14 protein-coding genes and 1 pseudogene are annotated in these 13,147 nt (G+C 35.4%); 6 read left to right on the forward strand and 9 right to left on the reverse strand.

Going from position 1 to position 13,147, the window contains the following annotated elements:
• The first annotated feature begins 95 nt into the window (after positions 1–95).
• The 5 genes from ANA_RS04620 (at position 96) to ANA_RS04645 (ending at position 5,326) form a co-directional block, all read left to right on the forward strand.
• Positions 96–1,247 (forward strand): hypothetical protein, encoded by a 1,152-nt coding sequence (locus ANA_RS04620; protein ID WP_015078896.1) that lies wholly within the window; start codon positions 96–98, stop codon positions 1,245–1,247.
• A 21-nt stretch (positions 1,248–1,268) separates the two neighbouring features.
• The gene (locus ANA_RS23435) at positions 1,269–3,278 is read left to right on the forward strand and encodes a WD40 repeat domain-containing protein (RefSeq protein ID WP_015078897.1); all 2,010 of its coding nucleotides are present in this window, start codon (positions 1,269–1,271) and stop codon (positions 3,276–3,278) included.
• Positions 3,279–3,299: 21 nt separating this feature from the next.
• Entirely contained in the window at positions 3,300–3,542 is a 243-nt protein-coding gene (locus ANA_RS04635; protein WP_015078898.1) for a CD225/dispanin family protein, read from the forward strand.
• 90 nt (positions 3,543–3,632) lie between these two features.
• Complete coding sequence (locus ANA_RS04640; protein ID WP_235081950.1) at positions 3,633–4,022, forward strand: DUF2752 domain-containing protein; 390 nt, start codon at positions 3,633–3,635, stop codon at positions 4,020–4,022.
• 305 nt (positions 4,023–4,327) lie between these two features.
• The gene (locus ANA_RS04645) at positions 4,328–5,326 is read left to right on the forward strand and encodes a hypothetical protein (RefSeq protein WP_041457683.1); all 999 of its coding nucleotides are present in this window, start codon (positions 4,328–4,330) and stop codon (positions 5,324–5,326) included.
• Here the strand turns inward: ANA_RS04645 and ANA_RS04650 are convergent.
• The 3 genes and pseudogenes from ANA_RS04650 to recR all read right to left on the reverse strand — a co-directional run.
• A pseudogene (locus ANA_RS04650) lies at positions 5,292–5,594 on the reverse strand (DNA polymerase domain-containing protein); the annotation flags it as partial. The gene ANA_RS04645 and the pseudogene ANA_RS04650 sit on opposite strands and share 35 nt — an antisense overlap.
• Before the next feature lie 62 nt (positions 5,595–5,656).
• Positions 5,657–6,277 carry a tetratricopeptide repeat protein gene (locus ANA_RS04655; RefSeq protein ID WP_015078901.1) on the reverse strand — a complete coding sequence of 207 codons (621 nt, stop codon included), beginning with the start codon at positions 6,275–6,277 and terminating at the stop codon, positions 5,657–5,659.
• 23 nt (positions 6,278–6,300) lie between these two features.
• Entirely contained in the window at positions 6,301–6,900 is a 600-nt protein-coding gene (recR, locus tag ANA_RS04660) for a recombination mediator RecR (protein ID WP_015078902.1), read from the reverse strand.
• Between the two features lie 116 nt (positions 6,901–7,016).
• Between recR and ANA_RS04665 the strand changes: the two genes are divergently transcribed.
• Positions 7,017–7,943 carry an Rpn family recombination-promoting nuclease/putative transposase gene (locus ANA_RS04665; RefSeq protein ID WP_015078903.1) on the forward strand — a complete coding sequence of 309 codons (927 nt, stop codon included), beginning with the start codon at positions 7,017–7,019 and terminating at the stop codon, positions 7,941–7,943.
• On the opposite strand, the gene ANA_RS04670 is transcribed toward ANA_RS04665, so the two are convergent.
• From ANA_RS04670 to ANA_RS04695, 6 genes are all read right to left on the reverse strand, one after another.
• Positions 7,940–8,539 carry a tRNA-(ms[2]io[6]A)-hydroxylase gene (locus ANA_RS04670; protein ID WP_015078904.1) on the reverse strand — a complete coding sequence of 200 codons (600 nt, stop codon included), beginning with the start codon at positions 8,537–8,539 and terminating at the stop codon, positions 7,940–7,942. The two genes, ANA_RS04665 and ANA_RS04670, sit on opposite strands and share 4 nt — an antisense overlap.
• A gap of 115 nt (positions 8,540–8,654) precedes the next feature.
• On the reverse strand, positions 8,655–9,422 hold the full coding sequence (locus ANA_RS04675) for a sterol desaturase family protein (RefSeq protein WP_015078905.1): 768 nt from the start codon (positions 9,420–9,422) through the stop codon (positions 8,655–8,657).
• Between the two features lie 136 nt (positions 9,423–9,558).
• Positions 9,559–11,106, reverse strand: a complete 1,548-nt coding sequence (locus ANA_RS04680; RefSeq protein ID WP_015078906.1) for a mercuric reductase — start codon at positions 11,104–11,106, stop codon at positions 9,559–9,561.
• 144 nt (positions 11,107–11,250) lie between these two features.
• Positions 11,251–11,934 (reverse strand): TVP38/TMEM64 family protein, encoded by a 684-nt coding sequence (locus ANA_RS25300; RefSeq protein ID WP_015078907.1) that lies wholly within the window; start codon positions 11,932–11,934, stop codon positions 11,251–11,253.
• A 9-nt stretch (positions 11,935–11,943) separates the two neighbouring features.
• The gene (locus tag ANA_RS25305; RefSeq protein ID WP_041457690.1) at positions 11,944–12,630 is read right to left on the reverse strand and encodes a TIGR04283 family arsenosugar biosynthesis glycosyltransferase; all 687 of its coding nucleotides are present in this window, start codon (positions 12,628–12,630) and stop codon (positions 11,944–11,946) included.
• 23 nt (positions 12,631–12,653) lie between these two features.
• Complete coding sequence (locus tag ANA_RS04695; RefSeq protein WP_015078909.1) at positions 12,654–12,884, reverse strand: DUF6737 family protein; 231 nt, start codon at positions 12,882–12,884, stop codon at positions 12,654–12,656.
• Positions 12,885–13,147 lie beyond the last annotated feature (263 nt).

Here is a 13,147-nt window from a genome sequence, read left to right on the forward strand (position 1 = left end):
GTTCCTTTTACACTATTTTTTGCTATAACATATTGACTTTTGCACATTTTTGTGAGAATTATATAATAGTAAACAAATTAGCAAAATAAATACAAATGAAAACATACAAAATTATTACTTTGGGTGCATCAGGATCAGGAAAAACTGTATTTCTAGCAAGTATGTTTAGGGCACTAGGAATTCAAGCAGATCATGGTTTCTACCTTCATGTTAAAAATCCCAGACAGCAAAGATTACTCAATGCTATTTATACAGAAATAATTGCTGGAGATATTTGGCCTAAAGGAACGAGATACAGTGAGATATCTGAGTGGACGTATATCTGTCGTGTTAAAAATCCTGACGATCTTAAATACTATGATGCTTGTGAGTTTGTCTATTTTGATTATGCTGGAGGACGACTAACTGATATGAATGAAGAGGACACAGAGTTGCAAGATATTATTAAAAAATCTGATGCTCTTTTGGGTCTGATTGATGGAAAAAAAATCCAGGCTTTAATGACTAATGACAACCAATCAGATATTGATTCGTTTCTTAATAAAGATTTACCCAACATTATTCAATGGATGTCAGATTGTCAAGTACCAATTCATTTTGTGATTAGTAAATGGGACTTACTTGAAAAAACGTTTTCTTTAAAACAGATACGCGATCGCCTTATCGAAATTCCTGAATTTCAAATGTTAGTCCACAAACGCAATCTAGCAAATTCTCCAGTTCGACTTATTCCAGTTAGTTCTGTTGGGTCAAATTTTGCAAATCTTGAATCTGATGGAAGTATGAAAAAAATACCTGGTGCAATTCCTAAGCCTTTTCAAGTTGAAGTACCTATTTCTTGTGTTTTTCCAGATGGAATGAAAGCGCAACTTGGTGAATTATTACAGAAAAGAGAACAACTGGAAAATCAAAAACAAAAAATAGTCCAACAAAATCCATTATTACAATTCATGCAAACTGCTGGTAGTTTTGTTGTTGATGTTCTTTTAGAACAAATGTTAGATCAATATTTACCTGGTGAGCTTAAAATTGCTAAACCATTACTAAATAAATTAGATGATTTATTATTTTCTCAAGCACGAATAAAAAACAAAGAAAATCTTGATAAATTACGCGCTGAGAGAGATAGTTCTCTTAAAATAGTAACAGATGACGCAACAGCTTTAACTCATGCAATTGATAGCTTTTTATATATTCAAGATAAACTTGAATTAGACTTTCCTGAATCTGAACTTATTCTTCAATAATCGAATCGAAAACTAATTTTCATGAATAACTATAAAATTATTACTTTAGGAACATCTGGTGCTGGTAAAACTGTATTTTTGGGAAGTCTTTTTAACCAGTTATCAATCCAAGGTGAAGAGGGCTTTTTTCTAAAAGTAGCCGACATTAAAAAGGAACAAAAGCTCAGAAAGATTTACACAGAAATAAGTGCTGGAGATATTTGGCCTGATGGAACGAGAGATGTTACTGATTGGACTTTTACTTGTTGTGTCAAGAATTCCAATTTAGATAAATATCCAGTTTGTCAGTTTACCTATATTGACTATAAAGGAGGACTCCTTACAGATATAGGTGAAGAAGACGACAGCATTATTTTGAATATTCAAGAAGAAGTTAGCAAAGCTGATGCAGTTTTGGCAATTATAGATGGTTTCAAAGTCTATCAGTTTATGGAGGAGCAGAGTCAAAATAATGAGGATAGATCACTATGGTCAAATAGGGATAGATCGCTATGGTTACATACGGATTTGCCTAGCATAATGCAACTAGTAGACAATTGTGGCAAGAACACTCCAGTTCACTTTATTATTAGTAAATGGGATTTGCTGGAAAATCACTACAATTTATCAGAAGTGCGAAATTGCCTGTTAGCTAAAGTTCAAGAGTTTAAGGATGTGGTTGATAGTAGACAAAAAGCAGGCTGCCCAATACGCATAATTCCTGTCAGTTCTGTTGGTAGTAAATTCGCAACTCTCCAACCGGATGGTTCAATGAAAAAGAATCCTGGAGTTATTCCTAAACCATTCCAGGTAGAAATTCCTCTGGTTTGTGTTCTAATTGATAGAGTAAAAGCTTATATTAACTCTTTAGAACCAGACAAAGAATACATTCAAGAATCAGATCAATTTAAAGATAATTTTGTTTTTTTAACCAGGCTAATTCAGTCTTTTTTAAATAAAGAAGCTGAACTGCTACTTCGAGATAAAGAAGAACGACTGAAGGAAGTCAAAAATGACCGAACAGCACTCAATTACTTAGTTGGTGTTTTTTTAGAGCATCTTGAGAAATTTGAGAAAGATTTTGCTGACGCTAATCTAGGTGGAGAAATTCTTTTTCCTTCTCCAAATCCATCTGTAACATCTCCCCAGACTACTCGATCAAAGGCATCTCTAACTCGGACTCTGATTGGACATCAAAAGGTGGTGCTTTCTGTTGGTTTTACGTCCGATAGTCAAATTATTTTTAGTTCCAGTCACGATAAAAGCATTCGATTTTGGCAAGTTGCATCAGGAAAATTAAAAGGAACTGTTAATGAAACATCAGGGCTTGTACTGGCAAGTCTTAGTAAAGATGGACAACTATTATTTACCACCAGTGAAGATAAAAGCATTAAGGTCTGGAATGCTAATACAGGAAAACGCTTACATAATCCGTTGAAGGGTCATTTTGATAGAATTAATGCCTTAATAGTTAGTCCCGATGGACGAACGCTCATCAGTGGTAGTCAGGATAAAACTGTGAAGGTTTGGAAATTGGAAACTGATGGGGGTCAGATAATTCACACATTAATGGGACATAACGGTTTTGTTTATACACTCGCTGTTTCTCCTGATTGGCGTATTGTAGCCAGTGGTAGCAGCGACAAGACAGTATTTTTGTGGGATATTGAGAATGGTAAATTACTTCATTCCTTAGATAAGCATCCTGGCTTTGTTCGCTCTCTGGTTTTTAGCCCCGATGGACAAACACTAATTAGCGGAGGTTATGGTAACAATTTGTATATATGGGACTGGAAAGTCCGCAAGTTGCTGTATAGTTTGGAAGGCCACGATGGATCGATTATGTCGCTCGCTATTAGCTCAGATAGTCAGATTATTGCTAGTGGAGGTGAGGATCGCACAATCAAACTTTGGGATTTATCAACCGGAACTCTATTGGATACTTTGACTGGGCATAATGGTATAGTTAAAACTCTAGCTTTTAGTCCAGATAATCAAACATTGGCTAGTGGTTCTGAAGACAACATGATCAAAATTTGGCAAATTGTATAAATTATTAGTTCAACTAAACTTATGAAGGCCAACGTCCCTAATTATTTAACTCAAGCGATTTTGTTAACTATATTCTGTTGTCTACCATTTGGTATTGTAGCTATTGTTTACGCTGCTCAAGTTAATACAAAATTACAAGCAGGAGATTATGAAGGCGCAATTACAGCATCAGATAATGCTAAAAAATGGTGCTGGATTTCTTTTGTAGCTGGAATTTTGTTCTTAATATTGTATGTTGTTTTGATGATAGCAAGTCAATCATAATTACAACGACTATTATTCTTTATTCACAAGAGTTTTATGCTATCGAGAAATCTTGCCTCCCAGCCCTTATCTCCTCTAGACAAAAGACGATTGAAAGTAGCTATTTTATCAGGAATCATTCTGATTTTAGCCGTTATTCTATACTACTTTAATCCTTCGATACCGGGGCGACTTTATCCACCTAGCCCCTTTCGCACTTTAACTGGTTTTTATTGTCCGGGCTGTGGAACACTGCGGGGAATTCATCAGTTACTTCATGGTCATCTTTGGACGGCTTTTGATCTAAATCCTCTGATGGTATTGTCATTACCTTATCTTTTCTACTCCTATGTTTGCTACAGTTTTCCTGCATTTACAGGGCGTAAACTTACCCAAATTTTCATCAAGCCTACTTGGATTTGGTGGACACTAAAAATCATTTTGGTCTATTGGATTTTGCGGAACATTCCCTTCCCACCGTTTTCTTGGCTTGCTCCATGATGAGCCATCTTTGGGTTTCGGCATTTTCAGCAATGCAATTTTTGTGAAATCTTTTTACTTAACGAGGTTTTTACATATCTTATTACTAACAAAATATTTGAAATATTTTTGTTAGTAATAAGATATTGCAAATATTAACTACATCTGTATTTTCAAATTAGGGAATTGTTTTTTGTTTCCACTTTAAATAAACAAGGTTAGACTGGATTATAGGAAAAATGTAGTGATTCTGAAAGCTGAAAGTATTTCAGCATAAGTATCAGGATTTTGATTTTTTTATTTCTACCTATTTGGAGTATAGCAGTATGATTGTTGAAGCTTGGCATTTTTTAGTAAGCCGAAATCGCCATCTAGATTACAGAACAGTGGTAGCTCCTGATTTTATCTGTCAATCTAAGATTTCTAATTTATTGGCTAGAGTAGCTGAGGGAGATTTAACAGAATCAAAAAGAGGATTGATTAGACAAATTACTGGCTCAAAAGCTGGAGACTTTACTATAGTTTTTCGAGTTATTAAGGCAACGGAAAAATGTCTAAACCCTGAAAAAGAAAATGATATATTGAAGGATCAATTTGGTAGAGAAATATATTTAATTGAGGGTGTTGTTATTAAGGGAATTCGGAACAAAAAAGATTGTTTTGTTGCTGATCAAGATATTGAAGAAGCTCATAATTTGTTAATGGAAGCTTACAGGCAATTTTGGGAGTATAGCGAACCAAATTCAGCCATTTCTTCGCATAAATTTTCCTTAAGTATGAACAATACTAGTAGTTATTTACAACTAGAAGAATTAGAACCCTTCCATTTTAGCTCTAAACAGCAAACTCCTCCTACTACTAAACCAAAAGTTAATTTAGTTGCTTTTTTAGTTCCTATTATTGTAATACTGATTATTGCTATCTGGCTCACCACCATAGGATATCCATTTGGAAAAAGTATTGCAGATGGATGTACTACTATCCAAGAGGTCAATATACTATTTAAGAGTGAAGATAAAATTAATTCTATTATCGATGATAAGCGAAAACAGTGGCAACAAGAATATCCCAAAGCTCAAATATTTCTTAACGGTTCATTGAAAGTGCAGAACTTGAAGAAATGGAAATTTCTAAACGAAAGAGAACAACTAGTAAACAAAAAAACTCAATATACTCTTCTTCTAAATAAAGATAATAGCTTGCAAATGCAATATCATCCTCTTGACTTAGCGATCACTCAACTTCGTAACCAAAAAGTCGTTGATGAAACTACTATCCAAGCAAAAATTATTAATCAAAAGGAATGTATACCCCGTCCATCTTGAAAACTGGATATTTTTCCAACTCTATATTGATACCAGTAGGTAAAGCATTTTGCAGCCTCTCAAATATCAGCAGAGGTTCAGAGTGGGAGAAGAACATACCATCAGTATCACTTTCAACCTGGATACCTCCCGCTTTTTCAATCACATCAATCATGAATCGCAGAATCCGTCTACCATAAGCTGTAACCAGTGCAGCAGCTTCCATATCGTTAAAACCAACACCAGAAGTCCCATAAAAGCCAAACAACGAGTTGATTAACACTTTGAGAGCAGCTTCAGCTTGTTTAGCAGCTTTCTTTACTAGGAATCAGCCCTACTGTATTTCATATATTACTCCCATTCCCGTAACTGCTTATGCACTACGGCTAAATACCACATATAATCATCAATTTTATATTCATCAGCCGCTTTAACTATATATTCCTGCGCTAACTCTAAATTATTCTCAGCTTCATAATATAAACCCAAATAAAGATGACTGTAAAACTTACCTTTTAATCCTGCCAATTTTCCCACATTCAAAACATCATCTATTGTACAATTACCTGCAAATAAATCATAGATAGATTTCATGATTTTTCGCGGATCATTTTTCACGGGTAATAAAGAATTACGAGCTGCTGTAACACCGGATAATCTAGCTATGCAAAGATATCTCCAGACAGTTTCTTCCACATCTTGAGCATTAACAGTTAAATCAATTTCAAACTGTTTTGCACCTTGAGCAAATCGTTCTGCATAATAATAACTTAACCCGCGTTGCCAAAGATAAGGAGTAATTTGAATATCTAACTTTTCTGCATGATCAAAATCTTGAATTGACTCGGTAATTTTTCCTAATTTAAAATAAACCATACCTCGTCGAACATAAGCATTAACATTATTTGGTTGAACGTTAATGGTATTGTTACACTCTTGAAGTTGATTTTCTAAGGAATTGGTAAAAAACATTTTGGTAATGAAATTTGCTACTTTTAATCTAGTTCTCTGCGTCCTTCTAATGCTCTGGCTAAAGTTAATTCATCAGCATATTCTAAATCACCACCGACGGGTAAACCAAAGGCAATACGAGTTACTTTAGTAAATGGTTTTAGTAATTGACCGATATACAATGTTGTGGTTTCCCCTTCGATACTGGGACTAATGGCTAAAATCACCTCTTGGGGTTTTTGTTCACTTACTCGTCTGACTAAAGCTTGAATGGTTAACTGTTCTGGTCCAATACCATCCATAGGGGAAATTACACCACATAAAACATGATATTTACCTTTAAATTCACGGGTTTTTTCTAAGGCAATCACATCACGGGAATCTGCAACTACGCAAATAGTTGTATTATCTCGTTGAGGGTGACGACAAATTTCACAGACTGGATCTGATGAAAGGTGAAAACAAACTTTACATAAACCTACCTGTTTTTTCGCGTCAACAAGTGCTTGGGCTAAGGCCTCTACCTCTGCTTCTGGTCTTTTTAAGATGTGCAAAGCTAATCGTTGGGCGCTTTTGGGTCCAACTCCGGGTAGCCGTTGCAATTGTTCGATTAATCTGGCTAGGGGACGTGCGTAAACCGTAATTCTACCTCCGGGGTTTTTTCTATTTTACAGTTAAATTATGTTTCGCGCAAAGGCGCAAAGGAGCAAAGACGCAAAGTTGGAGGAATTTTAACCAGTAAATATTATAATCATGATTTATGCGAAGAGATTCACTTTTTTATAAACTCTTTCAACAATATCCATCTTTGTTGTTTGAACTGTTGACAGATCCGCCGATTAATGCTCAGGCTTATCGCTTTGATTCTGTGGCTGTTAAAGAACCAACTTTTGCAATTGATGGTGTGTTTTTACCGCCAGAAAGTGATGGACAAGGAGTAGTATATTTTTGTGAAGTGCAATTTCAAAGAGATGAGGAATTGTATGAAAGAATATGCGCGGAAACTTCACTATATTTTTATCGTAATCGCAAAAGGTTTTGTGATTGGCAAGTAGTGATTATTTATCCATCTCGAAATACAGAACAAAATGACATTTATCCTCATCGGGGATTTCTCAACAGTCCTCAAGTACATCGGGTATATTTAGATGAATTGGGAGATATTCAAGAATTACCATTAGGTTTAGGTGTCATGTTACTAACTACTCTGGGAGAAAGTCAAGCCCCAGCAGTAGCTAGATATTTATTAACCAGAACCCATGAGGAGATTGTCACACCATCAAGTCAAGCTATGATGGAGATGATCACGACAATCATGGTCTACAAGTTTGAAAATCTGAGTCGTCGGGAGGTAGAATCAATGTTAGGAATTACACTCAAAGAAACTAGAGTTTATCAAGAAATTAAAGAAGAAGGCAGAGAGGAAGGACTGGAACAAGGCAGAGAAGAAGGACTAGAGGAAGGACTAGAACAAGGCATAGAACAAGGCATAGAACAAGCTACAATTAATTTGGTGATTCGACAATTAACAAAGCGGTTTGGTAAAATATCTCAGAGAAAGATAAAATCTATTTCTGGTTTACCATTATCTGTGTTGGAAGAATTGAGTGAAGCTCTTTTAGATTTTCAGAGTTTGAATGATTTGCAATCTTGGTTGTTAATCCATACTCCGGCAAAAACTGACTAACTATGTATTCTCGGTTCTGGGTGTAAGGTTGATAATAATTGACTTTCCACCTCTGCTAATTCGTCTAATCTGTCCATGACGATTTTTCGGTCAAAATAGGTATCAGCTAAAACCCAATACATCCCAAAATGTCGGGCTTCTGATGCCATTAAACTGCGGTAAAATGCGGCTAATTCTGGTTCTGGACAGTTAGCAGCTAGGAGTCCTAAGCGTTCATGACTACGGGCTTCTATTAAGCCGGTGACGAGTAAGGAGTCTAAAAATCTCTGGGGTTCTTGTCCCCGAACTTGGGATTTTAACCCTGCACCGTAGGGGGGTGCGGATAGGGCTGCTAGTTTGATGTTACGGCGTTCTAGCCATTGATTGACGAGTTCAAAGTGTTCTAGTTCTTCACGAGCGATCGCTGTTAACTCTCTCACCATTTTAGCATGAGATGGATAGCGAAACATCATATTTAATGCTACTCCTGCGGCTTTGCGTTCACAGTGGGAGTGATCTAGTAAGATAATATCAAGGTTAGCGATCGCTTGCTCTACCCAAGCATCACTGGTAGGTTGTTTGAGGGCGTTGATTGTGGGTAAAGGTGAACTTAACACAGCGAAAAACTCCAAATTGAACAATTTAGCTCATTAATTTTAATCTTAAATCAGCTTCTGCATCTTTGGATAAGTTTCTTAATGTTTTACTTTTGAATTCCGTTCTCTGATCCTATCAATTGTGTTTATTAACAGACACGAACGGTAATTTTAATAAACTGATAAAATTAAGATCTCTGGTTTCTTCCGATATACCTAATTGAATAGTTTCTGGTTGGGGCGGATAATAACGAGATTGAAAAATTAGATCCCATATAGTTAATAAACTTGTATAATTACTATTTAAATATTTTGTTAATTGACAATGATGAGCGCGATGATAATTAGGTGTAACAATAAAATAACTCAGGAATTTATCTATTTTAAAAGGTAAGGCAAAATTACTGTGATGAAAAACTAATGATACCGCAAATAAAGATTCATATAATATCCAAGCGTTTGGTGTAATTCCCAACAGATAAATTAACCCAATTTTGGGAATATTGGCAACAATAACTTCTCCTGTATGAAAGCGGTAAGCTGTGGATATATTCATCCATCTATCTGTATGATGGACTTTGTGAAAACGCCAAGCAAAACCCCAAGTGTGGATTAATCTATGCCACGTATACATATACAAATCAAGCAATAAAAAAGAGAGAATAAAATGTAACCAGGGTAAATTAATATCATAAAATAATCCCCGCCATAAAGTTGGTTTCCAGAGAGAATTTAAGATTAAAATAACAGTTAAATTAACCACAAAAAAATTTATTAACCCCAAAATTAAATTGTGAATAACTCTTTTAATGGGATTTTGACGATATTGAAAGAAAGGAACTAAGGTTTCCAGAATTCCAAATATAACGATACTGCTGACAATAGCCAGAGATTTATATTCCATTTTGTTTGATGTCCTGATAATCCTGGCATAGCTGGGGCAATTTTTTCTCTTTCTTCATGAATTTTACCATGAATATTTTCTTCAAGAACAAGATCCCCGACTTCTTAGAGAAGTCGGGGATCTGAAACTCTCAAATTTAAGAAAACTTGGTTAAAAATCCCAATAATTGCTTAGTTCTTGGTGTTAGTAGAGTTTTACGATAAGCGTCTGCGGCTTTTTTAATGGCTTCCGCTTGAGTGGGATAAGGATGAATTACACTACTCAGTTTACTTAAACCAATATTATTAACAATAGCTGTAGTAATTTCCGAAATCATCTCCCCTGCATGATTAGCAACTATGGTTGCACCGAGGATTTGATCTGATCCTTTTTTGTGATGAATCTTTAAAAAACCAGATTCTTCATGATCTGCGATCGCTCGGTCTATACTTTTAAAAGGAATCTTAATAGTTTCTATTTCTATACCTAATTTTTTCGCTTCATTTGCATACATCCCCACATGAGCAATTTCCGGGCTGGTATATGTCACCCAAGGCATCACTAAACTACTGAGTTTAGATCGTCCCCAACCAAAAGGCGAAAACAGGGTATTTTTAATCACAATTCGCGCTGCCGCATCTGCCGCATGAGTAAATTTCCAATTCATGCAGATATCACCAGCGGCGTAAATTTTGGGATTTGTGGTTTGTAAATAATCATTCACTTTTACACCCCAGGTTTGATCATATTCTACACCCACTGCCTCTAAATTCAAATTTTCCACATTGGGAGCCCGTCCCGCACCAACTAATATTTCATCAACTGTCACCGAATCTCGTTCACTATTCACAGAAAAATATAGGCGTTTTCCTTCCGTAACTGTAACAACTTCTTCTAATTGACAATTTAATACTAAACGAATACCTTCATCAATTAAAACTTTTTGCAAAATCTCCGCTGCTTCTGAATCTTCCTGATTTAAAATATGTGAACCTCGATGAAATAATGTCACTTCACAACCCAAACGCTGAAATGTTTGTGCTAATTCACAGCCAACAGGTCCACCACCAATTATGGCTAATTTTTCGGGTTTCTGAGTTAGGGAAAAAACAGTTTCATTAGTTAAATAACCTGCTGCTTCAATTCCCCGAATTTTCGGTTTAACAGCCCTAGCACCAGTAGCAATGACAGCTTTTTTAAATTTTAATGTTTGCTGATCAACTTCTATAGTATTCTTGTTTATAAATTTACCATCACCTAAAAAAACATCAATTCCTAAACTTTTAAATCTTTCCACAGAATCATGATGACTAATACTCGCCCGAATGCGTCTCATTCTCTCCATAACTGTGGCAAAATCCACATCAAATTTCTGAGAAATATTAATCCCTAAATCTTTGGTTTTTCTGATTTCTTCAACTACACGAGAAGAACGAATTAAACATTTAGAAGGAATACAACCAAAATTTAAACAATCTCCTCCCATGAGATTTTTTTCAATTAATGCCACTTTTAAACCCAAATCTAATCCCGCAGCCCCCGCAGCGACAACCAAACCCGCAGTTCCCCCACCAATTACTACTAAATCATAACAATCAGCCCTTTGGGGATTTACCCAATTATCTGGATGAACATTTTTGAGGAGTTTTTGATTATACTCATCCATGGGACGAATTGTGACTCTTGGAGATTCTGAAGTTGACATTAGTATTACCTCTGAATGGTTAAGTATAAACTATGTTTTTGATTATATGATCTGTTATTTATAAATACATTATCATCAGAAATTTATCGGTTTTATATTTAACAAAATTACTAAAATTATTGAAAAATAAAAAACAAAGAATTTTTATAAGTTCTCATCTTCTAAAGCTTTCTTAGCTATCTTCGTGACATAAACTGTGACAGCAATTGTTGCTATCAACCCCATGATTTGAATTACCCAGTGGAGAATGATGTTTCCAGGTTGATTTTTACTGCCAATTAAGGCTATATCTCCTACTAAAGATCCAAAATAAACATACATAATTGTTCCAGGAATCATCCCCACTGAACCAATTAAATAGTCTTGAAAAGAAACACTAGTAATTCCGAAAGCATAGTTTAATAAATTGAAGGGAAAGAGGGGAGAAAGTCGAACTAATAGGACAATTTTTAATCCTTCTTTACTAACTGCTTTATCAATGATGGCAAATTTTTTGTAACTAGATATTTTTTCTTTTACCCAACCTTGCGCTAAATAACGTCCTCCTAAAAATGCTGCTATAGCACCTAATGTAGCCCCAATAAAGACATATATAGAACCCCAAATTACACCAAAAATTACCCCAGCACCCAATGTCAGCAGTGCAGCCGGTAAAAAAGCTAGAGTAGCTATAATATAGATACCAATAAATACTATTCCTCCTATAGCACCAAGGCTATTAATCCACTGTAAAGCATTCTGTAAAAATTCTTGAAGATTGGGAGAAGATACTTTAACAGATTCTTGAATTACAGAAAAATCTATTGCTGATAAAAGGGTAATAATCATAAAAATTCTCTATAATTTTGGGGAAGAGTACCAATTACGAATTTGGGTTGGAGAAATACCGAGTAAATAAGCAATGACAATCATTTGATTCAAAATAGTCGTTTGGATAATTCCTTTTTTTAACCATCTGCGAGGTGAGGTAATTACGGGTGTTGGTAATAGGTGAATTTTGCCCAGAGGTTTTAATTTTCTCATCATTGCAAAGTCTTCCATAATTGATATTGGCGGGAAATTACCAACTTGCTGAAATACATCTTTGGTGAGAAAAATAGCTTGATCACCATAGGGCATTTGCCAAAGATGCGATCGCCATTTTACACCAAATTCTACCAAACGCAACCCCCAATTAGGGGCATTTATCCGTAAAGCAAACGCACCAGCCACAATTCCCGGTTTTGCTAAGGTTGTGCGAATCATCTGCTCGAAATTAGTCGGTAAACGGGTATCAGCATGGAGAAATAGGAGAATTTCCCCACTAGCAGCCATAGCACCTGTATTCATTTGATTAGCACGTCCGGGAGGAGAAATAATTACCTTAACATTCAATGATTTAGCGATTAATAATGTTTCATCTTTTGAACCACCATCAACTACAATTATTTCTACATTACTACTAGATTGACTGCTAATAATTGCTTCTTTAATATTATCCGCTTCATTGAGAGTGGGAATAATAATAGAAATTTGAGCATTCATGTTGACAAAAAGATTTAAATTAACTATTCTGTGATTTTGTGCAAAACTCCACTGCGAATCATCATCTGCGGCCAAATTAACAGAAAAAATCCCATCCAAATCAATAATGGAATAGCAACTAAAATTGTTAACCAAATAATTTTGAAGATTAACCAACTACCGCTGATTAATGTTAAACTGGTTAGGATAATTGACCAAGGTTGACACCACCAAGGTTTAGATTGCCAAGGACTAATGGTTTGTTGTTCAGACATTTTTTGATTTAATCAGTAAACCTATACCTTACCTCATATCTTGCACTTAATCAAGAAACAGGGAAAATGCAAATGTCAATAACTCAGCCCTAAAGGGACTGAGCTTGTAAGAAATCAAGACTTACGTGTTTGACTAGCTCATTGAGACGCAATTTGGTACGAACTTCCGAATACTTCTCTAGTTCGGATTATCTTCAAGCTATCTTGTAATGGCGTTGGTTAAAGCCAAGACATCTTGATTGCGTTGAGCGAAGGGACATTAA

Source organism: Anabaena sp. 90, from assembly GCF_000312705.1.
GTDB classification, from domain to species: Bacteria; Cyanobacteriota; Cyanobacteriia; order Cyanobacteriales; family Nostocaceae; genus Dolichospermum; species Dolichospermum lemmermannii.